Source organism: Coxiella endosymbiont of Amblyomma americanum (assembly GCF_000815025.1).
Lineage (GTDB): Bacteria > Pseudomonadota > Gammaproteobacteria > Coxiellales > Coxiellaceae > Coxiella.
The window spans coordinates 386,094-412,077 of the sequence record NZ_CP007541.1; the positions used below are offsets into that span (position 1 = coordinate 386,094).

A 25,984-nucleotide genomic window follows, 5' to 3' on the forward strand; every position below is an offset into this window, starting at 1 on the left:
TATACAAAAAATGCCGAATATATATTTAAACGGTGAACTCGTGACAATACAGCCACACACTACATTAAAACAGTTGTTAAGTGAAAAAAATTTTTCCGGGGTATTCGCTGTAGCGATTAACGAGGTTGTAATTAATATGACTAATTATGAAAAAACTATTATCCACTCTGGAGATCGCGTTGAAATAATAACTGCTATATACGGCGGCTAATTATTATGTGGTTTATTTCTGATACCAAAATTAACTCACGATTATTATTAGGCACTGCGCAGTACCCATCCCCAAATATTCTTCGAAAAGCTATCCATGCATCTAATACTGAGATTATCACTGTGTCTTTACGTCGACAGTTGCCAGGGAAAAGAAAGAATTCCTTTTGGGAATTATTACGATCGTTGCCTTGTCATATTTTGCCAAACACAGCAGGATGCTCTATTGCTAGAGAAGCTTTAATAACAGCACAATTAGCTAGAGAATTGTTTAACACTCATTGGATTAAATTAGAAATTATTGGAGATGAATATACTTTGCAACCTAATCCTTTTGTACTCGTAGAAGCTGCTGCATTGTTAGTTAAAAAAGGATTTGAGGTATTACCGTATTGCACAGAAGATATAGTGTTATGTCAGCGTTTAATTGATGTTGGTTGTCATATTTTAATGCCTTGGGCTGCTCCACTTGGAAGTGGCATTGGGTTAATGAATCCTTATGCATTACGTCTTTTGCGAACAAGATTTCCTAATATCACATTAATTATTGATGCAGGCATCGGAAAACCGTCGCATGCAGTACAAGCTATGGAGATGGGTTTTGATGCAATTTTATTAAATTCGGCAGTAGCATTATCTAATAACCCTGTTACAATGGCTAAAGCGTTTGCTTACGCGATTAAAGCTGGGCGATTAGGCTATAAATCTGGAATGATTGAAAAACGCAATGTTGCTAAAGCTACAACACCTTTAATAGATAAACCATTTTTAGTACATTTATCTAAATGAAAAAAAAAATTATTTGGGTAATGGGCGGTTCCGATTGTTCCAGTGGTTCAGGTTGCCAAGCCGATGTGCTTACTTGTTGTGATTTTAATGTTCATGCAGCTACCGTTATCACTACTATTACAGCACAAAATGCGCAAGAAGTATTGGAGGTAAAATTTTGCGATGCCCATCTCGTTCAAACGCAAATCGCAAGCCTAGAAAAGGTATTTGTGCCGTCTGTTATTAAATTAGGACTTTTGGGTAGAAAAGCAATTTTTGTCGTAAGTTCTTACTTGAAAAAGTATAAAGGTTTTGTTGTCTGCGATCCTATTTTACGATCAACATCGGGTGTTTTATTTATAGAACCGCATGATTTAAAAAATTTTATTTTTCCCTATGTGGATTTACTAACTCCTAATATTCCTGAATCCGAAATGTTTTTTCAAGAAAAAATTCATTCTCAAGAAGATATGGTGACAATCGCTAGAGCTTTTTTAAAATTAGGAGTAAAGTCAATATTATTAAAGGGTGGACATCTAAATGCCAATGAAGCTTGTGATTTTTTTACTAACGGTAAAAAAGAATTTTGGTTGGTTAATCCTAGAATTAAGGGAGTCAGTGTTCGTGGAACAGGGTGTAGTTTAAGTTCAGCAATTAGTTCTGCTGTAGCTCGAGGGTATTCACTGGAAGATGCAGTAGTTTTAGGGAAAATGTATGTCTATCAAGGCATTCGCAGTAGTTTTAAGATTGAAGGCAATGCACTCTTAGGAAGACAAGGCTTTCCTCGACGTTCAGTTAGTTTGCCTTCAGTAACACAACGAATTAACAGCGCTACACTTTCTACTGCTTTTCCAAGTTGTGGTAAATTGGGCTTTTATCCTATCGTTGATAGCATTGCATGGGTGAAAAAATTATTAACTTGGGGTATTCGCACGATACAACTGCGAATTAAAAACCAAAAACTATTCATTGTCAAACGAATCATAGCAGAAAGTGTAAATTTAGCTCGTCGATATTACCGAGCAAAACTTTTTATTAATGACTATTGGAAACTGGCTATTGAATCAGGTGCTTATGGTGTGCATTTAGGACAAGACGATCTAAAGACTGCTGATATTTCTGCTATTCGTTCTGCCAACTTACGTTTAGGAATCAGCACTCATTCACTTTACGAATTGGCGTGTGCTCACGCTGCACTACCTTCTTACATTGCGTTTGGACCTATATATAAAACAACCTCTAAAGTCATGCGCTTTTTGCCTCAAGGATTATCCGCTCTGCGTTATTGGCATAAAATTTCACCCTACCCTATTGTAGCAATAGGTGGTATCAATTTAGAACGATTAGAGGCTGTTTTAAGCACTGGAGTAACGAACATAGCAGTTATTTCTGCAGTAACTATGAATGACAGACCAAAAAAAATAGTTTCTGACTTTCATTTTCGAATATCTTATTTTTCTAAAGCTTTTCAACTTATTAATTCTGTGCGTTCACATGTTGTAAAGTTGAAAAAGCAATGATTACATACCAAAATACGTGAAAAGATGTCAACTTAAAATACACGTTCCATGATTTTTTGTGTATTTTTTTCGATGATAGAAATCTGTTTAATTGTTTAATCTTTAATGTCTAAAATGACGTTGATGTGTAAAAACCATGGCAATTTTAGCCTTATCAGTAGTTTGAATAATCTCTTTATCTCGAATCGATCCACCAGGCTGAATAATAGCACTAATTCCGTTTTTTTCTGCTATTTCAACGCTATCGATGAATGGGAAAAACGCATCGGAAGCCATTACAGAATTTTCTAAAGACAATCCAGCTTCTTGCGCTTTCATTATAGCAATTTTAACAGCAAAAATTCGGCTAGATTGACCACTGCCAATTCCTAAAGTGGCGGTATTTTTTGTACAAACTATTGCATTAGATTTTACATGTTTCACAATTTTCCACGCAAAATATAAATCCTGTAATTCTTTTTTTGATGGGTAGCGTTGGCTGACCACGGTAAATTTTCTGAAATTAATTGCAGCTGTATCTTCTTTCTGCACAAGCAAACCCCCAATAATTGAATGGAAAGAAAAAGAAAAATCAAGCATTCCTTTATCAAAGGGGTGAACTTTTAATAAACGCAAATTAGGTTTTTTTTTAAGAATCTCAAGGGCGTCAATGGTAAAACTTGGGGCAATAATTACCTCAATAAATTTTTTTCTTAGAATTTTTGCGGTTTCAATTTCTACAGTAGAGTTAAATGCAATCACTCCTCCAAAAGCAGAAAGAGGATCAGTGGAATAAGCTTTTTCATAAGCTATTAATTGATTTTTTCCTTGAGCCACGCCACAAGGAGTGGCGTGTTTAACTATAGCACACGTGGGAATCATCGCTTGTTGTGCTTCCCATACCGTACGATAAGCACAATCACCGTCCAATAAATTATTAAACGAAAGCGGTTTTCCATGCAGTTGTTGAGCCGAAGTAAGGCTATTGGGTAACGGAGGAACAGTGCTATATAGTGCTGCAATTTGATGTGGATTTTCACCGTAACAAAGGTCCTTTTTTTTCTTAACAGTTATAGGAAGTTTTGAAGGAAAAGAAGAAGAAACGATAACTGCTTGTAAAGAAGATAAAATTTTCGAATCATAATTCAGAAGATATTCAAGAGTTTTTTTTGCTAACGTTCTACGAGTAGATAACGAGGTTGTATTGAAATGTGTATCCATTTCTTGTAAAACTAACGAGTAATCGTTAGGATCGACTACAACCGTGACAGATTTAAAATTTTTTACACCTGCTCGAAGTAGACTATGTCCACCTATGTCAATTTGTTCTATTGATTTTTCAAATGCACGATGAGAAGAAACATTTTTTATAAATTGGTATAAATTGACAACAAGCAAATCTATAGATTCCATTGCATATTGTTTAAGAACGTCTTCATCAACCCCCGATCTAGACAAAAGGCCACCGTAAATTTTTGGATGTAAGGTTTTTACACGACCGTCTAAAATTTCTGGAAATCCTGTGTAAGCAGAAACATCAGTAACTGCAATCTGATGTTTTTTTAATAGTTTTGCGGTTCCATCAGTTGCTATTATCTCAACGTGGCGCTCCCGAAGTTGTCTTGCAAAATCAACAATATGAACTTTTTCTGTAACACTAATCAATGCGCGCTTAATGAATCGTTGATTAACAGCATTTTTCATTATTTTATTAATTCTTAATGCAAAAATTTTGTAGACAATATCAATGTTAGTAATAATGTGATACTCAGCTAGAGTATGATTACTATATTTTAACTAAATAACCAAAATCTTCATTCTTACTTATACTTCATAGAATCGCCATACAATAAAACGCTTTCACAGTAGTCATGACTTTAAAAGAAGCAGGAAGTTAATAAAAAAGCAATTCTTTTTGAGGTAATTGCATGATCCTTAATATTTCTTAAAAAATCTTTAAAGATTGCTCATTCTATTGTAATAGTATATATTAAGTTTGTGTAAAGAATAAACTCCCCGTTATGGCGTCAAACTCTGATAAGATCAAAAGATGAAATATAGATTCGATTGTACAGAAGTCGTTGAGAGCGCTCTATTGACGCGTCGTTTGATTTTTTTAATCACATTATTAACTTTTGTCAGAGTACAAGTCAGAGATGTGAGGGTTGTAGAAATAAAGTGAAGGCTATATACCTTGAAGATTATCGTCCTCCCGAATTCTTAGCTGATGCTGTAAACATACACGTAGATCTTTATGAAGAAGAGACTAGTGTAAAAACTATTTTAAATTTGCGACGCAACTCAGAAGTAAATACATTAGCTCCATTAACGTTAAACGGCGAAGAAATTTCATTAAAAAGAATAGCTCTTAACGGACAAGCATTGTCATCTACCCAATATCAGTTGACCGATTCTTTATTGACAATTTCCAATGTCCCAGAGGTGTTTGTTTTAGAAAGCGAAGTAACGATTAAACCACAGAAAAATTTTAAATTAAGTGGTTTGTATAAATCAAAGAATAATTTTTGTTCTCAATGCGAACCACATGGATTTCGTCGAATCACCTATTTTTTAGATCGTCCTGATGTATTAGCAATTTATACTACAACAATTACAGCCGATAAAGACAGATATCCTTTCTTACTATCGAATGGAAATTTGATTGAAAAAAGGATAATAAATAATAATCGACAGTGGGTGCATTGGAAAGATCCTTTTAAAAAGCCCTCTTATTTATTTGCTTTAGTAGCTGGAGATTTCGATGTATTGGAAGATGTTTTTGTTACTCGATCGGGTAGAGTGATAACTTTAAGACTTTTCTTAGAAAGAGGTTTTAAAAATCAAGGGGGGTTTGCTTTACAAGCTTTAAAGCAAGCAATGGCGTGGGATGAAAAAAGATTCGGACGTGAATATGACCTTGACATTTATATGATTGTCGCAGTAAGCGATTTTAATGTGGGGGCCATGGAGAACAAAGGAATTAATATTTTTAATATTAAAAACATCTTAGCTAGTTTAAAAACAACTACCGATGAAGATTATATTCGTATAGAAAACGTTGTTGGACACGAATACTTCCATAATTGGTCAGGTAATCGCATAACATGTAGAGATTGGTTTCAAATTACTTTAAAAGAAGGGTTAACTGTTTTTAGGGATCAAAGTTTTACTGAGGATATGACATCAAAAGACGTTGCTCGTATTAAAAGCGTAGACTATTTGCGTAATGTACAATTTTTAGAAGACGCAAGCCCAACCGCCCATGCTATTCGCCCGCATGCGTATGTTGAAGTGAATAATTTCTATACAAGTACAGTTTATAACAAAGGTGCAGAAGTTATTCGGATGATGAAAACTTTATTAGGTTCTGAGCTTTTTTACAAAGCGATGAATCTATATTTTTGTCGTTATGATGGAAAAGCGATTACCATTGAAGATTTTATTCACGCCATGGAAGAAGCATCCGGTAAAAATTTTAATCAATTTACGCGATGGTACGACCATGTTGGTACCCAGGTACTTGATATAAAAAGTGAATATGATGAAGATAAGGAAATACTGACTGTAGAGGTAAGACAATATACTCTCTCTGCGCCAAAATTATCGTCAGAAACATTGCATATTCCGCTAGCATTTGGCCTTTTGGATCCAGAAGAACAGCAAGATATGCCAACTCAGTTGGCTGGAATAGAAAGTAATGTTATTCGTGGCACACGCATTTTGGAAATAAAAAAATGCAAAGAGGTATTTAAATTTCTTCATGTGAAAAAAAAGCCAATATTATCGTTCTTACGGGATTTTTCAGCGCCAGTACGTCTGAATTATCCTTATAGCGATGAAGAGCTTTTATGGCTTTTTCAATTCGATAACAATTCTTTCTCCCGATGGGAAGCAGGACAGATATTTGTGAGACGTTTGATATTGAATCTAGTTGAAGATTATCGACAAAAGAAATCGTTAAAATTAGATAATCGATTCATGGACAGTTTTCGGAAAATTATTCAAGAATCGCATAAAGACTACGGATACGCAGCTATGCTAATGCTATTACCTTCAGAAACGTATTTAATGCAATTTATGAAACATATAAATATCGAGGATATATATAATGTTCGTCAATTTATAAGAAGAAAATTAGCGATTACCTTAATAGCGGAATTAACCGAAATCTACAAGAGTTGTCGATCACCTTGTGCATCGTACAGTTGGATTAGTGCAGGGAAGCGAGCATTAAGAGATTGTTGTTTAGACTATTTAACTGAAAATGAACGGGAAAAACAATACGTATTAGCATACCAACAGTTTAAAGACAGTAACAATATGACTGATACTATGGGAGCTCTATCTGCTTTAATCAATCATGAATGTGAAGAACGCTATCTTGCATTGGATGCATTTTACCAACGGTGGAAAGGTCAGCCTTTAGTAATTAATAAGTGGATGGCGCTACAGGCATCGTCTCGATTGTCATCTACTATAGAAAATGTGAAGGGATTAATGCAGTGTTCTGTTTTCAACGTTAAAAATCCCAATAGTGTATATGCGCTATTAGTGACTTTTGGAACGAATATTGTTAGTTTTCATAACAAAAGTGGGGCAGGGTACCGTTTAATTGCCGATTGTGTTCTTAAAATTGACCTAATAAATCCTCAAGTAGCTGTGCGAGTATTACAGCCACTTCTGCATTGGGAAATGATGGATAAAAATCGTCAGGAATTGATGAAAGCGGAACTTAATCGGATTGTAAAAACCGCAAAAAAATTATCACCAAATGCTTATGAAATTATTATGAAAAGCTTAGGTAATGCGGATTCGTATTTTTAATTTAAGATTAACATCTATACTGTATACATTTTTACCCATCGGTAATGTCGTACGTTTCTTAATATTCTGAAGTAGATAAAACTAATACGAGATTGAATATTCAGGAACAGTTCAAAGTTTGTAACAAGAATTACAATCTTCTGTATCTATTTCTGGTTGCAAAGTGATATGATTAATGCGGTATTTCTTTTGCAAAATAGCCTTTAAACCTATTAAAAGATCATCCCAAGCTGTTAAATTTTTAATATTTATATGAGCAGAAAGTGCTGTTGTTACTGAGGACAATGTCCAAATATGAATATCATGCACGGAACTCACACCTTTAAAACGACTGATAGTTTGCGATACTTTATAAACGCTTAAATGACAAGGTACACTTTCCATAAGAATTGTCATAGATTTTTGCAACAACCGAATGCTAGAAATCATGATTAAAGTGCTAACACAAATAGAAAGCAAAGGGTCAATTGGTGTCCAATGGGTAAAGAAAATGGTAATACCTGAAATAAACGTGATAACCGCACCAGAAAGATCACTTATTACATGCAACAAAGTAGCACGAATATTTAATGACTTTATATTACTTGATAGCAAAATCTGAAAAATTAAAAGATTGAGGAGAATGCTCACTGTAGAAATAACCATTACAGGAAAACCTTGAACAGAAGATAAAGAATGGTAGTGAAAGCGCTTAATAGCTTGAACAATGATAATTAAAGAAATAATAAACATCAGTAGACTGGAAATCCAAGCTGCAATTACTTCTAACCGGCCAAAACCATAACTGTGACGAGGTGATGGAGGACGTAAATTAATCCAGGAAGCTAAAATTGTAATGCCCAATGAAACAGCATCAAAAATTGTGTGGCTCGCTTCTCCTAAAAGGGTCAAAGAATGAGCAGTGTAGCCACTCACTACTTCGATAATAGAAAATCCTATTATAAAAAAAGTTACTAAAATTAGAGTCCAATATGGTGTTGTTGTGTTATTATGAAAATAATAATTTGATTTATTTTGGCATGTTTTATACATTTACAACGTTTGCCCCTAAATTTTTCTACTGCTTTTTACACAGACGACGTCTATTTTTACACACTGTGTACGCAAGATAAGAAGAGTAAAAACCATATCTCTGTGTGAGACATAATATGATTCGAAAAAACGCAGATATATAAAGAGTGCGTGCATCTATACACCCATTATTTAACCCATTATTTAATAAATGTCCCACTACAAATTTGATAGCAAGCTTGTCTAAAACTATAAGCGAGGCGCTTTCCTAGCGAATATTTTGTTCTATAGTTGATTTCGTAGAGATCACACGTTCGGCTAGCATTAAATAGATAGTCATCGCTTGTGATCAACTTGTCAATTAGTTTTAAATGGAAGGCTTGAGAAGCATACCAATGTTCTCCAGTAGATATTTTCTCAATATCTACTGACTTACGATGTTCTTTAATGAAATTTTTGAATATTTCATGTGTTTCTTCAACTTCCTGACGTATTTTCGCTCGTCCTTGTTCAGTATTTTCCCCAAAAAGCGTGAGTGTTCGTTTGTATTCACCAGCTGCAATTTGTTCGAAGTCAATGGATTTTTTTTGTAAAAATCGATGAAAATTAGGTAATTGCGCCAATACTCCAATGGAACCTATAATAGCGAAAGGAGCTGCAATAATACAATCCGCCACACTCGCCATTAAATAACCACCACTCGCTGCTATTTTATCAACAGATACCAATAGTTTTATATTAGCTGCTTTAATTCTCTGCAATTGAGAAGTCGCCAATCCATAATGATGAACTGTTCCCCCACCACTTTCAAGACGCAAAAACACTTCATCTTGGTTATTAGCTAGGGTTAGCAAAGCAGTTACTTCTGTACGTAACGCTTCTACAGAAGAGGCATGCACATCGCCATGAAAGTTAAGAACAAAAATGCGTTTCACAGATTGTTCTTTCAATTTTTTCTTTTGTTTGTAGTCTTTTTTTTGAGATTTTAGTTGTAACTTGAATTCATGCTTGTTTTTAACGACACGGGAAAGAGTACGGTTGTATTCTGCGTATTTTTCATTGAGCTTTTGAATTTCTAATTGACCTTTAACTTTTCCTTTTGCGTGTGCGAACATATTAAGCAACGCAAAGAGAGCAATTAAAATAATCGCTAATGTGCTAATTAATTTAGCCAGAAATAAACCATAATTAATAAAAAATTCCATTTTCGCATTATATATTGGTCATTTTCTCATGTAAAGTTGCTTGTGTTTTTAACATCACACCATTCATACAAGATCAGGACGATGCACCATTTTACATTGTTTTTATAAAGATTTTTTAATTAAGTTTGAAGAGAAATTTCTTTCATTTCAGGCACTAAACATGTAACTAAAATACCTAGTAAGGAGGCAATAGCCATAAAAACCATGATAATTGGTAATCCCATGTTTTTTAACATTATTGGTAAAAAAAAAGCCCCAATAAAAGCGCCAACCTTGCCGATAGCAGCTGAAAAACCATGAGCTCTAGCGCGTATTTGGGTAGGATATATTTCTGATGGAATTAAAAATGTAGTCGCATTGGGTCCAAAATTAATAAAAAAGAAACTAACACCAAATAACCCAACAAATAAAGGCAAGATTCTTCGAATACTTGGAATACTCGCAATTAGTAAATAGCACAAAGCCATAACCGAAAATCCTATTATTTGTAGACATTTCCGACCTATCTTGTCTACGTAAGTGGCCGAGAAAAAATACCCCGGAACAGCGAAACACAAAAAAATAAGAACCGATAATAAAGTGTGTTCTAATAAAGATGTATGTGGATTGATAGTATTCATAATGAGAACAGAAGATATTCCATTACCATAAAGTACTACATCCAATAGAAACCATGCGCCACCTGTACCAAGTAAGCACTTTAGCCATTTTAAAGAAAATAATTTTTCTGGTATATCAACGGCAATTGTAATTTTATCTTCATGTCCTGTTAAAACACTTACAACTCGACTTACTTCAAGGGGATATCGCTTACTAAGCAAAAATCGTGGAGTTTCCGCTATTTTCCTTCGTAAATAGAATACAGAAGCTGCTGGAAGTGCCCCAAAAGCCAATAATATGCGCCAGATATACAAGTAAGGCACATGTAAGATCATCAGAAAAGAGGTAAAAAGGGGGCCGACAATTAATCCAACAGCTTGCATGGCAAAAACAAGGAGTACTAAAAATCCTCGGTTCTTTCGATTGGCATACTCACTAGCTACTACAGCACTAGTAGGATAATCACCTCCGATACCAATGCCTACCAGAATACGCGAGATTAAAAGCCAAATGTAAGAAGGTGAGAAAGCGGAAAGCAATGCACCGATAAATAAAATACACACTTCGACACCGTACATTGTTTTTCGACCAAATGCATCGGAACACCAACCAAAAACCACAGCACCAAAGGCCGCTGAAGCCAAGGAAGCTCCATTAAGCAAAGCAATTTGACTGTTAGTGAGATGCCATAAAGGCATTAACAATGTAGTAACCACTCCAACAACAAATAAATCATAAGCATCTGTAAAAAAACCCATTCCTGCAGTACCAACCATCTTCCAATGTAGTCGATTAAGTTTCTGTTCATCTAATTCAAGTACCCATCGCTCATCTTGATTAATACTCATTTATTCCTCATACTGACGTTAATTAAATGATCATAACAGGTAATAATGACGATTTTATGACAATTTCTTTCAAAGAAAACACAGAATACTTTTTTTGTACATTAAAAGAAGTGTTGATAATCCTTGCTAAATTATGATCTAATGACTGTACTTGACGGTTTCTTTCAAGAATTCCATCTTTCTGTTTCATTAATAAATTGTCCGTTGTAAGTTCATTTAATTTATCGTTAAATTAATATATTTTATGTTTCTAAAGTAATAGTTTTTACTCAATGTATTACTTTATTCAATCGCAAATTAGTGCGTAGTTATTTGATAATTATATAATCACTTATCGTAAAGTCATGATGGTTTAATACTTAATGCAACAATAAAGTAGACTCTCCACACGCAATAACCTTTCTTTCTGTAATTACGTTCAAAGTAACATGGGGTTTAGTAATTTATAAACCACCAACTTCCATTGTAATCTTACTCTCTTCTGCAAATTTAGCAGCAAGTATTGGTTCTTTCGAAAATCAACTTGTTTTTTCAATTCGCTAAAAATTATTGAGTAAGCTAAATATCGATTTTTATGTAACATCCGTTTAAGAAAATAAGATTCAATTATTAATATGCGATGAACTTCTTTTTTTTCCCATTGATTTGCTTCAACGAAACGAGGCTAACATTTTATTCAATTATTTACTTAATCGTTGTGTGCCTAGACATATAAATTCAATTTTTTGAAATAAACTACACTATTTTAACTAAAATCGGGATGAAAGGATTTGAACCTCTGACCCCTGCCTCCCGAAGGCAGTGCTCTAACCAGTCTGAGCTACACCCCGTAACTTACAAAAGGTATTATTCTTAACAGTTACAAGTATATAATTATATGAAAAAATATACGCCACTAGAAGTGCTTTAATAATCATACAAATAAAATTAATTTCTATTCTGGATCTTACCACTAAAAATTTTCTCCAGATTAACAAGATCTACTGTATTCTGAATCATTTGCTAGGTAATGCAAGATTTCGTAAAATGTATTTTTCTATAGGAGAATTAGTGCAATGTATGCAATCATGAAGACTGGTGGTAAGCAATATCGAGTTACTGAGGGTCAAATACTGAAGATAGACAAATTAACTCAAGACATTGGCAGTTTAGTGGAGTTTAATGAGGTACTGCTCTTTGAACAAGATAATAAATTGCATATTGGATCACCTAAAGTACGAGGCGCCAAAGTAGTAGCAGAAATTGTTAACAAAAGTCGAGCGACTAAAATTAATATTATAAAATTCAAGCGTCGTAAGCATCACATGAAGCGTATGGGACACCGACAACATTTTACGGCCGTAAAAGTTGTCGGTATCATCCTTGATGATAAAGAAGAAAAAAATAAAAAGGAAAATAACAATAAAAAAGAGGTTAGTATTTAGTGGCTCATAAAAAAGCAGGCGGTAGTACACGAAATGGTCGTGATTCTAACCCCAAAATGTTAGGTGTAAAGCGGTTTGGGGGTGAAAAAGTGGTTTCTGGTAATATTATTGTCCGACAACGGGGTACACATTACCATCCAGGAAAAAATGTTGGTATAGGTCGAGACCATACCCTATATGCCTTAATTGATGGAGAAATTAGATTCACTTTTAATAAAATTAGACGTCGCAATTATATTGTCGTTATACCCATCAATAAGGTGGTTTAGTTTCCTAAGAAAGTTTTGTTTAATTTTATTTAATCATTTTAAGAAAACACGATTATTCCAAAAAGTTATGAAATTTATAGATGAGGTGTTAATACAAGTAGAAGGTGGAAACGGAGGGGATGGATGTTTAAGTTTTCGTCGAGAAAAGTTTATTTCTAGAGGAGGGCCTGACGGTGGTAATGGTGGTGATGGTGGAAGCGTTTATTTAATCGCAAATAAATCTGTAAATACATTAGTGCGATTTTGTTATCAAAGAATATTGAAAGCACAAGATGGTCAATCAGGTATGAATAGTGTTTGCAGTGGAAAACGAGGAGCAGATTTAGTGGTCTCTGTTCCTATAGGAACAGGTGTGTATTATAAAGGAACAGGAAAAGAGGAGTTAATGAGTAGTTTAATTAAGGATAATCAGAAGCTTTGTGTAGCGAGAGGGGGAAAGCATGGTTTAGGGAATATCCATTTTAAAAGCAGTATAAATCGTGCTCCTCGAAAAAGAACTTTTGGAAAAAAAGGCGAGAAACGTACACTAAAATTAGAATTGAGGTTGTTAGCTGATGTGGGATTATTAGGACTACCAAACGCAGGAAAGTCTACTTTTTTGCGTTCGATTTCAAAAGCTACTCCAAAAATTGCTGACTATCCATTTACTACTCTTTACCCTAATCTTGGAATGGCGCATGTTGAAAAATATCATAGTTTTACTGTCGCAGATATACCAGGTATTATTAAAGGATCTAGTACGGGAGTAGGACTTGGTACTCAGTTTTTAAAACACATTGAGAGAACGCATATTTTGTTACACGTCGTCGATATCTCTCCCATAGTAACTGACATTGATCTAGTAATCCAATCTATACGAGTAATTACAGAGGAACTCAAGGGGTTTAATTGTAAACTGTTAGAAAAATCGCGATGGTTAGTATTTAATAAAATAGATTTGCTTTCTAACAAAGCAATTGAAGAACAATGCAAGAGAATTGTTAAACGACTTAGCTGGCGTGGCCCGGTTTATACAATTTCAGCTATAAAAAAGGAAGGGACACAGCAGCTTTGTAACGAATTGAGCAAATTCTTGTATGGGAAAAATACGATGGAACGTAAAAAACGACATTTCTGATTCAGGATTTTTAGTTACGATTTTCGGGTATTCCAGTTTTTAATCCTTTTATAATTCGTGATTTAGCAGAAAGCAGGACTTTTAAACGATTTACTCTATTAGCATGGACAATTCGCTTTCTTGCAGCCCTGTCAAGCAGTTGAAAGGCTTTTTGGGAAATACTTTGCATAGCCGATGAACTTGTTGACAAACCTTCACCTTTACTTTGTAACTGTTGTAGACTTTGTAACGTTTTTTTTATAATGGTACGCACAGAGGAGCGCTTGCTTGCGTTACGCAACTGTCGCCTTTTATTTTGCCGGACTCGCTTCATTGCTTGCAGGGAATTAGCCACACACACCACCCTCGAAGTGCTTATCTAACCTCAGTAAAATTGTACTGTTCTATATAACATATGTCAATAGAAAAAATCTATATTATCTTTTATCATTAAATTCTAATATATTTTAGTCAGTAAAAGCTTTTTTATGAGTTATAAATTGTTTAAATCTACACTAACTGTTTCTAGCATGACTTTTATTTCTCGTTTACTGGGATTCATACGTGACGTGATGTTTGCTATGGTTTTTGGTGCTAGCCCTGATTTTGACGCCTTTATCGTTGCTTTTAAAATTCCTAATTGCATGCGTAGATTGTTCGGTGAAGGAGCTTTTACTCAAGCTTTTGTGCCTATATTATCGGAATATCAAGCATTTTCTTTTCGCAAAGAAATGCACCAATTTATCCATGCAATTACCGGCAGTTTAAGTACAGTTGTTTTACTAATTGTCTTACTCATTGAGCTTACTGCTTCTTGGATCACTATGGTATTTGCACCAGGATTTACACATGATTCTATACGATTGGATTGTTCCATTCATATGTTGCGCATAACGTCTCCTTATTTATTATTAATTACTTTAACTACTTTTACAGGAGCTGTATTAAACACTTTTAATCGATTTGCTGTATCAGCTTTCACTCCGATGCTATTAAACGTTGTTATGATCATAACAGTATGGTTTTATGTGCCATCTCCAACTTCTATTCATGCCTTAGCTTGGAGTGTGTTAGTTGGTGGAATCTTGCAATTGGCAGTTCAATCGTTCTTTTTATACCATCGTTTGGGATTTATCCCAATTCCTAAATGGCGGTGGTATGATCCTGGTGTAATACGGGTTTTAAAACTAATGGTGCCTACACTACTTGGTGTTTCTGTTGCACAAATCAGCTTGTTAGTTGATAATTTTTTTGCTTCCTTTTTAGAAGTTGGCAGTATTTCATGGTTGTATTATTCCGATCGATTAACATATTTACCTCTCGGTATTATTGGAGTTGCGTTATCGACTGTGGTATTACCTAGTTTATCATGGTGCTACAATTTACAATCTGCAAATTCTTATTCAGCTACACTGGATTGGGCGTTGAGAACGGTATCATTAATTGGTATTCCTGCCGCTGTGGCTTTGTTTATTTTATCAGGTCCTGTATTAACAACGTTAATTTATCATGGGGCTTTTACGGCACGAGATGTCCTGATGACTCAGAAAAGCTTACTGGCGTTTTCAGTAGGTTTGCCATGGTTTATGTTTGTTAAAGTGTTGGCTTCTGCTTTTTACGCACGTCAGAATGTAAAAACACCGGCAAAAATTGCGATAATAGCAATGGGAATCAATCTTTTTTTAAATATATTGCTCATTCATCCTCTTGCTCATGCAGGACTTGCTTTATCTACTTCTCTGTCTTCGGCTTTTAATGCAGGATTTCTTTTATATTCCTTATGGCGACGTTCAATTTATAAATTAACTGCAAAGTGGGCGAAATTTTTTCTTCAACTATTAACGGCTAATTTTATGATGGGTCTTATTATTTTTCAATTTTCGGAGAACATTATGCAGTGGTTCACTTGGTCCATAGAAGAACGTGTTTTTCATTTATTAGGTGTTATTCTGCTAGGTAGTTTTACTTATTTGGGAACATTGTGGATTATGGGCTTAAGATTTTCTGATCTTAAGCCATCGATAATGATAGATAAAGCATGATAAAACTAATACGCGGTAAATACCCTTACCTTATAAAAAATATAAATAATAGCGTTGTTACTTTAGGAAATTTTGATGGTATGCACCTAGGGCATCAATCACTACTTAGGAAATTAAGATCTTTAGGACGAGCGTTAAATTTACCCATAGCAGTAATTATTTTTGAACCGCAACCGAGAGAATTTTTTTCAAAAAACGTAAGCCCAAGATTGATGCGTTTTCGCGAAAAATGGTCGGCATTTCAATTGTGGAACATTGACTTTCTTATATGTCTTCATTTTAATCAAATATTAGCAAATTTACCCCCTGAGAATTTTGTTAAAGAAATTTTAGTAAATCAATTGGGAGTACGAGCTATTGTCATAGGGGATGATTATCGGTTTGGAGCTAAACGTACAGGAAATTTTCAGTTGCTTAGAAAACTTGGAAAATTTTATTGTTTTAGAGTTATAGAAATGGCATCTGTTTTATATAAAAATCAAAGAATTAGCAGTACTTGGATACGTCATGCGCTAGAAATAGGGAACTTGGGTTTAGCGCAGAACTTACTAGGTCATCCTTATTGGCTTTTTGGTAAAGTGATTGTTGGTGAAAAACGAGGTCGTGTATTAGGTTTTCCAACGGCTAATATTGATTTACGTAGAGAAAGGGTACCATTAACAGGTATTTTTGTAATTCGAGCATATTTAGAAAATAGAACTTTTCAAGGAGTAGCTAGTGTAGGAGTACGTCCGACTTTTGGCGGTACTCGCATTTTATTGGAAGCATATCTCTTTAATTTTTCTTGTGATATTTATGGTCACTACTTGCGAGTCGAATTTTTATATAAATTGCGATCCGAAGAATATTTTTCATCAGTAGACGCTTTAGTAAAGCAGATGCATCAAGATGTACTAAAGGCAAAGTATTTTTTAAGTAAAAAATACCGATGCTAACAATATTCGCTAGAAATACACATATTGATTTATAATTTTAATGCACGATAAGTGACATGATTTAGTATGATTTTTATTTGCTAAGATGGGCATGGAGACCGAGCGCTGAAGATTATTATTGCAGATTATTTTAAAAATACTCAAATGATGGGGCAGCAGTGTTTTAAAGAAGATAAATTAGCTACAATATAGATATATACAGTGTTTTTAAAAAATGAATTTATTTAGAAAATATATATGTTATTCATGTTAATTGCAGTTAGTGTGTAAAATTAAGTTACTTGTGTGTATCCGGTTTTTATTTAGTGATTTCTTCTTTTGGTTAGTTCTAAGCTTTTAAACGGTACAACAGTGGAAACGGTGAAGTGTGGTATGATCAATGACGACGTGTAATTATAAAAATACTTTAAATCTTCCGCAAACCAATTTTCCTATGCGCGCTAATTTGCCAAAGAGAGAACAAGAGATGCTTATTCTTTGGGAGAAATTGGATCTATATCAAAAAATCCGAGAAGTGTGTCATGGAAAAAAAAAATTTATTCTGCATGATGGACCTCCTTACGCAAATGGCCGCGCTCATTTAGGAACTGCCTTTAATAAAATACTTAAAGATATCGTTGTAAAATCAAAAACATTAAGTGGATTTGATGCACCTTTTGTGCCTGGTTGGGATTGCCATGGATTACCAATTGAACTCAATGTTGAAAAGCAACTAGGAAAAATAAGTTTATCTGTAAATCAATTTCGTCGAGCTTGTCGAGATTATGCAACTTCACAGATAGAATTACAGAGAAAAGATTTTAAGCGGTTAGGAGTATTAGGAGACTGGAACAATCCTTATTTAACCATGGATTTTCTTTATGAAGCTAATACTGTTCGTTCACTGTCTACAATAGTGGAAAATGGGCATTTAATTCGTAAAAAAAAACCTGTACATTGGTGTATCGCTTGTGGTTCTGCGTTAGCCGAAGCAGAAGTAGAATACTATGACAAGCGCTCATTGTCTCTTGATATAGCTTTTTGTGCGATTGATCATAAAGACATAAGTCGCCGATTCCTCATTAATGAAATTAATAAAAAGGCACGCATAATAGTGCCAATTTGGACAACCACACCTTGGACGTTGCCAGCAAATGAGGCTGTTAGTGTTCATCCTGATTTATTATATGTTTTAGTAAAAAGCGAGTTACATGATCAACATATTGTTGTGTATTGGATACTAGTCAAAGATCTGATTGATAGTGTTATGCAGCGCTATCGCATTAATAATTATATAATATATAGTAGTTTGAAGGGAAATAAATTAGAAGGTGTGATACTACAGCATCCTTTTCTTAATCGAAATGTTCCAATTATTTTAAGTGAATATGTTACTAATACAGTGGGAACTGGGAATGTACATATAGCCCCTGCACACGGATTAGAAGATTACTTAGTCGCAGAAAAGTACAACTTACCAATTAATAATCTTGTGGACGCACGTGGTTATTTCATCGAAAGTGCATTTGTCGGTCGATCCGTCTTTAAGTCTAATAAGTTTATTACGATTTTACTGTCAGATAATAGGTATTTACTTCACTCTAAAATAATACAACATCATTATCCTCATTGTTGGCGCCATAAAACTCCATTAATTTTCCGATCAACTCCACAATGGTTTATCAGTATGGACAGAAACGGATTGCGCAAGCAAGCGCTATCGGAAATTTCAAAAGTAAAGTGGATACCTACTTGGGGACAAAATCGTATCAAAAAAATGCTTTCTGATCGTCCAGATTGGTGTATTTCACGACAACGGTTATGGGGTATTCCAATTCCACTGTTTATAAATAAAAAATCGGGAGCATTACATCCTAATACTACTTACTTGATAGAAAAAATAGCTAAAATAATTGAAAAAGAAGGCTCTGATGCTTGGTTTACATTGGAAAAAGGAACATTACTAGGAAAAGAAAGTGAGCGTTATGAGAAAGTGATGGATGTGCTAGACGTATGGTATGACTCTGGAATAACTCATTTTAGTGTTTTAGCAGCACGATCAGAATTGCGTGTACCTGCGGAACTTTATTTAGAGGGTTCAGATCAACACAGAGGTTGGTTTCAATCATCTTTATTAACTGCTCTGGCAATGCAAGGTAGGGTACCGTATAACACAGTATTAACGTGCGGTTTTATAGTTGATAAAAAGAAACGCAAAATGTCTAAATCTTTAGGAAATGTTGTTTTGCCTTTTGATATAGTGAAAATATTAGGTGCCGATGTGCTACGTCTATGGGTTGCTGCTATGGATTATACCACTGAAGTCAATGTATCTACTGAAGTCTTGGAACGTATCTCAGACACTTATCGCAAGATTCGGAATACTGCGCGATTCTTATTATCAAATTTATATGATTTTAATCCTAAAAAGGACATAGTGGCGACGGAAAAATTAATTGCGTTAGATCGATGGGCTATCACTACGACTCAACGTTTTCAGAAAAAAATCATATCCGCTTATAATCAATATAAGTTTTCTATTATTTACCAGTTAATTCATAGTTTTTGTACAAGGGAAATGTGTAGTTTTTATTTGGATATTTTAAAAGATAGATTATATACTGGGAAAAAAACAGGACTACCTCGTCGTTCAGCACAAACTGCACTGTATTATATCACAGAGGCTTTTGTCCGTTGGGGGGCTCCTATTGTTAGTTTTACTATGGATGAAATGTGGAAGTGTATACCGGGAGAACGCGAAGTGTCTGTTTTTTTATCTCAATGGTTTTTGGGTTTTCCAGAGGTTGCATTATGTTCAAGGGAAGACAAGGAGTGGAAAGTGTTATTACAAATTCGTGACGAGATTAATAAAGCCATGGAAAACTATCGCAATCAGAATAAAATTGGTTCAGCACTATCCACTGAGATTTTTTTATACGCCGATAAAAATTTATACCCAATTTTAAAAAAGTTAGGAAATGAACTGCGTTTTGTTTTTATTACCTCTGGAGCCACAGTGTTTCCTATTAATAGTCAGCCTAAGGTAGCCATAAAAACGAATCTCTCTGGATTAGCTTTAGAAATTCGTGTTTCACCATTTAAAAAATGCTCTCGCTGCTGGCAACATCAAGTAAGCGTTGGTCAAATTAAGCAGTATCCTGCTTTATGTAATCGTTGTGTAAGTAATGCTTTTGGAGAAGGAGAGGAACGCTGGTTTGCTTAAAATCAGTATTTCTGAAAAAATATAGAGAAAAATTAAAGTAGTGAAAAGAGCTAGAGAAAAAAAGGTAACATCGGTTTGGTTACGTGCCAGTGTCTATGTTGTCATAGCAGATCAACTAACAAAGTATTTAGCTGTGTACTTTTTAACATATGGTATTCCTGTTAAAATTCTTCCTTGGTTGAATTTAACGTTGCGCTATAATACTGGGACTGCTTTTGGATTTTTTTTTACTGTAGGCAAAAGGCATCCGTATTTTTTCTTTCTGATTTTGTTAATAGTCAGTGCATTGTTTATAACAATATGGTTAGGACAAATAAAATATTCCAATAAATGGAGAGATTTCTGGATTGCATTAGTTATTGGAGGAACATTTGGTAATTTTCTTGATCGTATTCGATTTGGGTATGTAATTGATTTTATTGATTTTCATATTAAACATTGGCACTATGCTGTCTTTAATATCGCCGATTGTACTATTTGTATAGGAGGATTTCTATTAATAGTGTCATTACTGACATCGTACGGTTTTCTTGAATAATTTCCAAGATTCAATAGTTGCATCCGCTCTCGTATCTTTATATGTATTTTTTCTTAACAAATTATTGATGACAAGAAAATGCCATAATTTGTTGGACACTGTTAAACATTTTCCATTCCTCTCCCTCTGCATGTAAGGAGAGGGTATTGCGTTTTCTTCTTTTCTCTCTGAGTTTTGTTATATACTAACTTTTTCTTTTTATTTTCGGTCCATTTCTGCCGATAATACATTGTATTCCCGTGTGGGCCGTATAGGATTTGAACCTATGACCAACGGATTAAAAGTCCGATGCTCTACCAACTGAGCTAACGGCCCAGAAATATCTGAAATTAGAAATAATAATAACTTTTAAAAAAATAACAAGCAGCAAATAAGCATTAATATTTCTAGAAAAAAACAAAGATGATTCTTACTTTTTCTCTTATAGAGTTATAAAAAAATGGAACTATACTGTATGGACGTTTTTTGTTATTTTCTAGGATTTGTAATTTCTTAATTTACCACAAAGTGTACTTTTGATATTACGTAAAAAGAGAAACGTATCGTCATAATAAAATTAATGATTGTGAGAAGAAAAACCTCACTCGTATCCCGCATCGTTAATTGTTAGGGGTCAACAAATTTAATATTAAAAGCATATAACGCCAAAAAACGATTCTCAAAGATTATAATCGTAATAAACAACGCTATTTCTCTGTTGAAAGTGGGATATTATCGATTAATCGAGTGCTACCGATTTGCACTGCTATAAATCTACGTCCTTTATAGTCTTCAATATAATTAACATCTATCCCTTTTTGGGTTAATGCTTTTTTAATTTGATCACAAGACATTGGTGAGTGAAAAACTTTAGAAAAGTATTTTGCTAATTGTAATTGTTCTCTTGTTAAACGTTTGTTTCTAGAACTTAAAGGTAAACCAAATTCATTACGAATAACAGCACATTCTACGATTTTAGTTTCTAAAAAAAATGCCTTGACTAAACCTTTTATAAGTTGTAGTTGTTGATAGTCTTTTTCACCGAAGTAACTACGCGTAGGTTTTATTAAAAGTAATAATTTTATTATAACCGTCAAGACTCCATCAAAGTGTCCGACGCGAAATAATGTTTCTTGGTGTTTCGATGTAGCAATATAAGTAATTTTATAAGTAAAATCATCAGGATAAAGTTCTGTATAAGAAGGAATAAAAATATAATCAACACCACAATTTGTGGCTAGGATTATATCTTCATCTATCGAACGGGGATAGTTTTTAAAATCGTTACAATCATTGAACTGGGTAGGATTAACAAATAAACTCAGAACTGTCAATTTATTTTCTTTTTTTGAAAGTTGAAGTAAGCTTTTATGTCCGGCATGCAGGCTACCCATAGTGGGCACAAAGCCCAAGGAAGTGCTTCCTTTAAAATTCTTCCTCACTAACAACCAATTGTCAACTGTGTTTACTATCTCCGTCATATTCTTAATAAGAGTGTTCTTCAATGCTAGGAAAATTTGATGATTTCACTGCTTGATTAAAATCGTTTAATGCTTTTTCGATGAGTTCAAAACCATTTAGAAATTTTTTTAGATATTTAGGTGTAAATTGATTATTCATACCCAAAAGATCTTGTAGTACGAGAATTTGTCCAGAAGTATAAGGACCCGCTCCTATCCCTACGGTGGGAATGGTAACAGAGTTTGTTACATCTTTAGCTAAAAGATACGGTATGCATTCTAATACAAGAGCAAAACATCCTGCGTCTTCTAATGCTTTAGCATCCTGTTTTAATTTATTAGCCGTTTCTCGATCTTTACCTTGAACCTTAAAACCACCGATGGTATGAATAGATTGTGGTGTTAATCCCAGATGTCCCATAACAGGAATTCCTGACTTTACAATATGGTGAATTAGTTTTAAATTTCCATCGACACCTTCTAATTTAATAGCGTCAGCTCCTGATCGCATAAGTTTTTCAGCAGATATCATGTTAGAAGTTAAATTTTTTCGATAAGAACAAAAAGGCATATCTCCAACGATAAATTTATTAGAAACTCCCTTTGCCACTGCTTGAATATGTTTCGCTATTATATCCACAGTTGCCGCAATAGTAGTTGTATGACCATACACAACCATAGCAAGACTATCACCTACCAAAACGCAGTCAATTTGACTTTTTGAGACAATAAAAGCAGACCAGTAATCATAGCAAGTGATCATACTAATTTTTTTTCCATTTTCCTTCATAGATTGAAAATCATAGACTTTCATAACAATAACCGGGAACCCACAAAAGGCAAAAAACGACAAAACCACACGGTCTGAATCGTATGAAAAATTTCATTTTCCATACACAAACGCAAGAAACAGACAGAGGATAAACTTAAAAGGAAAAAAAGGCAAGAGACTGATTGCGAATTTATAGATAAAGTAAAACAATTTTTTAATTAGATTTACCGTTATTGACTAGAATATTCCATAATGTAAATTAAGTGAGACAGCCAGCTCTTAATAAAACATAACTTACTTCTTGTTTATTGTATTTATTCTATTCTTCGTTAATTAGGGTATGTATTTTAATGAAACCGTTATTGTTTACAGATATACTTTACGAAAGGTTAAAATAAACTCATGAATTGATTGTTCGTCTCTCATACAAGAGACAAAAATATTGCCGAATATTTTAATGTATTAAAAGATAAAAAGGTTGCTATATGGAAAAATTAATTTTTCTCTGTAGGTTCCGTACGGTTATCCTAAGATTTTCGTAAAACTGTTTGTTATGTTCATGCAGTAAAATTTTATTATAAGAAGAAATTAACATGCTAGAAATTAGTGTATTAATTGAAAAACTTGATAATCTCAAAGCCCACAGTTTGGACTTGTGGAGGTATCTTTGATCTTAATTCTAAAAAAATACGATTGTTAGAAATTCAACACATATTAGAAAATCCAGATTTGTGGAAAAATCCTAAAAAGGCTCTTTCTTTAAATCGTGAGCGATCTAATTTAGAAATACTTTTCCAGAAGTACAATAACATTGAAAAAGGAATTAATGACGTCATTGAATTTTCTCTCCTCTTTAAAGAGGGAGGGGACGCGGATTTATATAAAGAATTGATCCATGAAATTAAACACCTTGAAGATCAAATGAAGGAGTTAGTACTGCAACAGATGTTTCCTGAGAAAATAAACTTACGAAATGCCTATCTTGATATACAGGCTGGTTCTGGTGGGGTAGAAGCCCAGGATTGGGCAGAGATGCTTTTTCGCATGTATTTGCGTTGGGGAAATAAACACGGATTTACTATTACTGTAATGGAAGTTTCTTCAGGAGAAATCACAGGAATTAAAAGAGCTACAGCAAAGTTTGAAGGTAAATATTCTTATGGGTGGTTGCGCACCGAAACTGGCGTGCATCGGTTAGTGCGCAAGTCGCCTTTTAATTCTGGAAATCGTCGACATACTTCTTTTGCTTCTGTATTCGTTTCTCCAGAAGTAGCAGAAGATATTAATGTCACCATTAATCCTAATGCCTTGCGCGTCGACACTTATCGTGCCAGTGGTGCTGGTGGACAACATGTTAATCGCACAGATTCCGCCGTTCGTATTACTCATGTACCAACTGGTATTGTGGTTCAGTGTCAAAGTGAGCGATCACAACATAAAAATAGAGCCCAAGCAATGCAACAGTTACAAGCAAAGCTCTATGAGCTAGAAGCAACGAAACAACGTGAGAAAAAAGCTATCTTAGAAGCTTCTAAATCAGAAATTAGTTGGGGAAATCAAATTCGTTCTTATATTTTGGATACATCTCGCGTGAAAGATGTAAGAACTGGCATCGAAACGAGCGATATCCAGGCAGTGCTAGACGGAAATATTGACCAATTTATTGAAGCGTATTTAAAACGAAAAAAATAGTAGTATTATCATATTATGATATTATTTTGTTTATCAATAAAATTTTACTTCTTAGATTGTCTAAGAATTTAAGTTGTTGCAGCATTAGGAATTAAACGGTGAAGTTAAGAAATTGCGTCAAAGAGGAAAATGAACAAATTCTGAAGCGAAAAGCGAAGCTCAATAGGCTACGGGCGATAGGTCAGGCTTATCCTAATGATTTTAAGAGAGATAGTTTAGCGTTTCATTTGCATACTACTTATGGTCAATACACAGAAGAAACTCTGATACGGAAAACTATTGATGTTAAAATGGCGGGACGTATGATGATTAGACGTCTTATAGGAAAAGCTAGTTTTATTCATATCCAAGATATGACAGGGCGTATGCAGATTTATGTTTCTCAAGACAAATTGCTTGATGATACCTATTCTGAATTTAAAGATTGGGATCTTGGGGATATTCTTGGAATTGAAGGAGCACTCTTTAAAACAAAAACCGGAGAATTATCTGTTAAAGCCAAAAAAATTCGATTATTAGCCAAGGCATTACGTCCTATGCCTGATAAATTTCGTGGATTAAATAATCAGGAACATCGCGTTCGTCAACGTTATCTGGATTTAATTGTAAATAAAACGTCCTATCATCTATTTCAAGTGCGTTCGTACATTGTAACGCAAATTCGCCGTTTCTTAGACGACCGTGGATTTATAGAAGTTGAAACGCCTATGATGCATCCTTTGGTAGGAGGAGCAGCTGCACGTCCTTTTAAAACGCATCACAATGCGATGAATATGGATTTGTATTTACGAATTGCTCCTGAGCTGTATTTAAAACGATTAGTGATTGGTGGTTTTGAAAATGTTTATGAGATTAATCGAAACTTTCGAAACGAAGGTATTTCTAGTCAGCATAACCCAGAATTTACCATGTTAGAATTTTATCAAGCTTATGCGACGTACAAAGATATGATGATTCTTACCGAAGAAATGATAAGATATTTAGCCAATAAAATTTTCGGTCGACTAAAAATAATTTACCAAAATATTGAGATTGATTTAAAAAAACCTTTTCTGCGTTTATCATTGCGTGAAGCAATTTTACAATTTAATCCTGACATAAAGAGTGATCAGATTGATGATTTTAGAAAAGCTACCAATTTAGCTAAGCGGTACGAAATTTCTATTCCAAAATACTACGGTTTAGGAAAGATCCAAACAGAATTATTTAAGAAACTCGTGGAAGAAAAATTACAACAACCGATTTTTATTACCCATTTTCCTAAGGAAGTATCTCCATTATCTCGAAGTAATGAGATTGATAATTTTGTTACGGATCGTTTTGAATTTTATGTTGGAGGTCGAGAAATTGCAAACGGATTTTCTGAATTAAACGACCCAGAAGATCAAGCAACTCGTTTTCGTGAACAGTTACAGGCTCGAAGCGCGGGAGATTTAGAAGCAATGGATCTTGATGAAGACTACATTACAGCATTGGAATATGGTCTTCCTCCTACTGGAGGTGAAGGTATTGGTATTGATCGTTTAGTAACGCTCTTTGTAGACAAACTGTCCATTCGAGACGTAATTTTATTTCCACTTTTGCGGGCTAAAAGTATGTCCAGAAATTGA

The 25,984-nt window shown here is 34.3% G+C and carries 21 protein-coding genes and 2 tRNA genes; 13 read left to right on the forward strand and 10 right to left on the reverse strand.

Translation table 11 applies throughout. The features are described from left to right. The first annotated feature begins 10 nt into the window (after positions 1–10). The 3 genes from thiS to thiE are packed head-to-tail and all read left to right on the forward strand — an operon-like array spanning position 11 to position 2,498. Positions 11–211 carry a sulfur carrier protein ThiS gene (gene thiS, locus Z664_RS01840; RefSeq protein WP_039669988.1) on the forward strand — a complete coding sequence of 67 codons (201 nt, stop codon included), beginning with the start codon at positions 11–13 and terminating at the stop codon, positions 209–211. A gap of 5 nt (positions 212–216) precedes the next feature. Next, positions 217–999 (forward strand): thiazole synthase, encoded by a 783-nt coding sequence (locus Z664_RS01845; protein WP_039669989.1) that lies wholly within the window; start codon positions 217–219, stop codon positions 997–999. Next, positions 996–2,498, forward strand: coding sequence for a thiamine phosphate synthase (thiE, locus tag Z664_RS01850; protein ID WP_084588732.1), 1,503 nt, complete (start codon positions 996–998; stop codon positions 2,496–2,498). The genes Z664_RS01845 and thiE overlap by 4 nt, the downstream gene beginning before the upstream one ends. A gap of 102 nt (positions 2,499–2,600) precedes the next feature. Here the strand turns inward: thiE and purH are convergent, their stop codons facing one another. Further along, a complete protein-coding gene (gene purH, locus Z664_RS01855) occupies positions 2,601–4,181 on the reverse strand; it encodes a bifunctional phosphoribosylaminoimidazolecarboxamide formyltransferase/IMP cyclohydrolase (protein ID WP_039669990.1) in 1,581 nt (526 codons plus the stop codon). A gap of 474 nt (positions 4,182–4,655) precedes the next feature. Here purH and pepN point away from each other — a divergent pair, with 474 nt between their 5' ends. Beyond that, entirely contained in the window at positions 4,656–7,301 is a 2,646-nt protein-coding gene (gene pepN / locus Z664_RS01860; protein WP_039669991.1) for an aminopeptidase N, read from the forward strand. 111 nt (positions 7,302–7,412) lie between these two features. On the opposite strand, the gene Z664_RS01865 is transcribed toward pepN, so the two are convergent. From Z664_RS01865 to Z664_RS01880, 5 genes are all read right to left on the reverse strand, one after another. Further along, positions 7,413–8,333 (reverse strand): cation diffusion facilitator family transporter, encoded by a 921-nt coding sequence (locus Z664_RS01865; RefSeq protein WP_039669992.1) that lies wholly within the window; start codon positions 8,331–8,333, stop codon positions 7,413–7,415. A gap of 179 nt (positions 8,334–8,512) precedes the next feature. After that, the gene (gene sohB, locus Z664_RS01870; protein WP_039669993.1) at positions 8,513–9,517 is read right to left on the reverse strand and encodes a protease SohB; all 1,005 of its coding nucleotides are present in this window, start codon (positions 9,515–9,517) and stop codon (positions 8,513–8,515) included. Positions 9,518–9,636: 119 nt separating this feature from the next. Further along, positions 9,637–10,965: an MFS transporter gene (locus Z664_RS01875; protein WP_039669994.1), complete on the reverse strand. Its 1,329-nt coding sequence runs from the start codon at positions 10,963–10,965 to the stop codon at positions 9,637–9,639. A gap of 22 nt (positions 10,966–10,987) precedes the next feature. Continuing rightward, positions 10,988–11,155 (reverse strand): hypothetical protein, encoded by a 168-nt coding sequence (locus Z664_RS03095; protein WP_156962723.1) that lies wholly within the window; start codon positions 11,153–11,155, stop codon positions 10,988–10,990. Between the two features lie 565 nt (positions 11,156–11,720). Then, positions 11,721–11,795, reverse strand: a tRNA-Pro gene (locus Z664_RS01880). Between the two features lie 225 nt (positions 11,796–12,020). On the opposite strand from Z664_RS01880, the gene rplU reads away from it, so the two are divergent. The 3 genes from rplU to cgtA all read left to right on the forward strand — a co-directional run bounded on the left by rplU (position 12,021) and on the right by cgtA (position 13,775). After that, positions 12,021–12,389, forward strand: coding sequence for a 50S ribosomal protein L21 (gene rplU, locus Z664_RS01885; RefSeq protein ID WP_039669995.1), 369 nt, complete (start codon positions 12,021–12,023; stop codon positions 12,387–12,389). Beyond that, on the forward strand, positions 12,389–12,658 hold the full coding sequence (gene rpmA / locus Z664_RS01890; protein WP_039669996.1) for a 50S ribosomal protein L27: 270 nt from the start codon (positions 12,389–12,391) through the stop codon (positions 12,656–12,658). The genes rplU and rpmA overlap by 1 nt, the downstream gene beginning before the upstream one ends. Positions 12,659–12,725: 67 nt before the next feature. After that, entirely contained in the window at positions 12,726–13,775 is a 1,050-nt protein-coding gene (cgtA, locus tag Z664_RS01895; protein WP_039669997.1) for an Obg family GTPase CgtA, read from the forward strand. Positions 13,776–13,785: 10 nt separating this feature from the next. On the opposite strand, the gene rpsT is transcribed toward cgtA, so the two are convergent. Next, positions 13,786–14,109: a 30S ribosomal protein S20 gene (rpsT, locus tag Z664_RS01900; protein ID WP_039669998.1), complete on the reverse strand. Its 324-nt coding sequence runs from the start codon at positions 14,107–14,109 to the stop codon at positions 13,786–13,788. Between the two features lie 133 nt (positions 14,110–14,242). Between rpsT and murJ the strand changes: the two genes are divergently transcribed. The 4 genes from murJ to lspA all read left to right on the forward strand — a co-directional run bounded on the left by murJ (position 14,243) and on the right by lspA (position 20,471). Next, positions 14,243–15,796, forward strand: coding sequence for a murein biosynthesis integral membrane protein MurJ (gene murJ / locus Z664_RS01905; protein WP_039669999.1), 1,554 nt, complete (start codon positions 14,243–14,245; stop codon positions 15,794–15,796). After that, positions 15,793–16,731, forward strand: coding sequence for a bifunctional riboflavin kinase/FAD synthetase (gene ribF / locus Z664_RS01910; RefSeq protein ID WP_039670000.1), 939 nt, complete (start codon positions 15,793–15,795; stop codon positions 16,729–16,731). The genes murJ and ribF overlap by 4 nt, the downstream gene beginning before the upstream one ends. Positions 16,732–17,110: 379 nt before the next feature. Further along, positions 17,111–19,933, forward strand: a complete 2,823-nt coding sequence (gene ileS / locus Z664_RS01915) for an isoleucine--tRNA ligase (RefSeq protein WP_039670001.1) — start codon at positions 17,111–17,113, stop codon at positions 19,931–19,933. 40 nt (positions 19,934–19,973) lie between these two features. Beyond that, entirely contained in the window at positions 19,974–20,471 is a 498-nt protein-coding gene (gene lspA / locus Z664_RS01920; protein ID WP_039670002.1) for a signal peptidase II, read from the forward strand. Between the two features lie 242 nt (positions 20,472–20,713). Here the strand turns inward: lspA and Z664_RS01925 are convergent. The 3 genes from Z664_RS01925 to panB all read right to left on the reverse strand — a co-directional run bounded on the left by Z664_RS01925 (position 20,714) and on the right by panB (position 22,724). Continuing rightward, a tRNA-Lys gene (locus Z664_RS01925) sits at positions 20,714–20,786 on the reverse strand. 371 nt (positions 20,787–21,157) lie between these two features. Further along, positions 21,158–21,931: a pantoate--beta-alanine ligase gene (gene panC / locus Z664_RS01930; RefSeq protein ID WP_039670003.1), complete on the reverse strand. Its 774-nt coding sequence runs from the start codon at positions 21,929–21,931 to the stop codon at positions 21,158–21,160. 4 nt (positions 21,932–21,935) lie between these two features. Beyond that, the gene (gene panB, locus Z664_RS01935; protein WP_039670235.1) at positions 21,936–22,724 is read right to left on the reverse strand and encodes a 3-methyl-2-oxobutanoate hydroxymethyltransferase; all 789 of its coding nucleotides are present in this window, start codon (positions 22,722–22,724) and stop codon (positions 21,936–21,938) included. A 551-nt stretch (positions 22,725–23,275) separates the two neighbouring features. Between panB and prfB the strand changes: the two genes are divergently transcribed. Together prfB and lysS are read left to right on the forward strand one after the other, a co-directional pair. After that, positions 23,276–24,374, forward strand: a protein-coding gene (gene prfB, locus Z664_RS01940; RefSeq protein ID WP_174401638.1) for a peptide chain release factor 2 whose coding sequence is annotated in 2 segments (ribosomal slippage) — positions 23,276–23,350 and positions 23,352–24,374 — 1,098 coding nt in all. Because the reading frame shifts where the segments join, the coding sequence is not laid out codon by codon here. 98 nt (positions 24,375–24,472) lie between these two features. After that, a complete protein-coding gene (gene lysS / locus Z664_RS01945) occupies positions 24,473–25,984 on the forward strand; it encodes a lysine--tRNA ligase (protein ID WP_039670004.1) in 1,512 nt (503 codons plus the stop codon).

What these genes read in the sequence shown, in the direction of transcription:
- Z664_RS03095 (WP_156962723.1), bottom strand. Translation starts at nt 11,155, where the DNA reads ATGAAACAGAAAGATGGAATTCTTGAAAGAAACCGTCAAGTACAGTCA.
- thiE (WP_084588732.1), top strand. Translation starts at nt 996, where the DNA reads ATGAAAAAAAAAATTATTTGGGTAATGGGCGGTTCCGATTGTTCCAGT.
- cgtA (WP_039669997.1), top strand. Translation starts at nt 12,726, where the DNA reads ATGAAATTTATAGATGAGGTGTTAATACAAGTAGAAGGTGGAAACGGA.
- panC (WP_039670003.1), bottom strand. Translation starts at nt 21,931, where the DNA reads ATGACGGAGATAGTAAACACAGTTGACAATTGGTTGTTAGTGAGGAAG.
- ileS (WP_039670001.1), top strand. Translation starts at nt 17,111, where the DNA reads ATGACGACGTGTAATTATAAAAATACTTTAAATCTTCCGCAAACCAAT.
- murJ (WP_039669999.1), top strand. Translation starts at nt 14,243, where the DNA reads ATGAGTTATAAATTGTTTAAATCTACACTAACTGTTTCTAGCATGACT.
- sohB (WP_039669993.1), bottom strand. Translation starts at nt 9,517, where the DNA reads ATGGAATTTTTTATTAATTATGGTTTATTTCTGGCTAAATTAATTAGC.
- purH (WP_039669990.1), bottom strand. Translation starts at nt 4,181, where the DNA reads ATGAAAAATGCTGTTAATCAACGATTCATTAAGCGCGCATTGATTAGT.
- Z664_RS01865 (WP_039669992.1), bottom strand. Translation starts at nt 8,333, where the DNA reads ATGTATAAAACATGCCAAAATAAATCAAATTATTATTTTCATAATAAC.
- Z664_RS01875 (WP_039669994.1), bottom strand. Translation starts at nt 10,965, where the DNA reads ATGAGTATTAATCAAGATGAGCGATGGGTACTTGAATTAGATGAACAG.
- ribF (WP_039670000.1), top strand. Translation starts at nt 15,793, where the DNA reads ATGATAAAACTAATACGCGGTAAATACCCTTACCTTATAAAAAATATA.
- thiS (WP_039669988.1), top strand. Translation starts at nt 11, where the DNA reads ATGCCGAATATATATTTAAACGGTGAACTCGTGACAATACAGCCACAC.
- rplU (WP_039669995.1), top strand. Translation starts at nt 12,021, where the DNA reads ATGTATGCAATCATGAAGACTGGTGGTAAGCAATATCGAGTTACTGAG.
- panB (WP_039670235.1), bottom strand. Translation starts at nt 22,724, where the DNA reads ATGAAAGTCTATGATTTTCAATCTATGAAGGAAAATGGAAAAAAAATT.
- Z664_RS01845 (WP_039669989.1), top strand. Translation starts at nt 217, where the DNA reads ATGTGGTTTATTTCTGATACCAAAATTAACTCACGATTATTATTAGGC.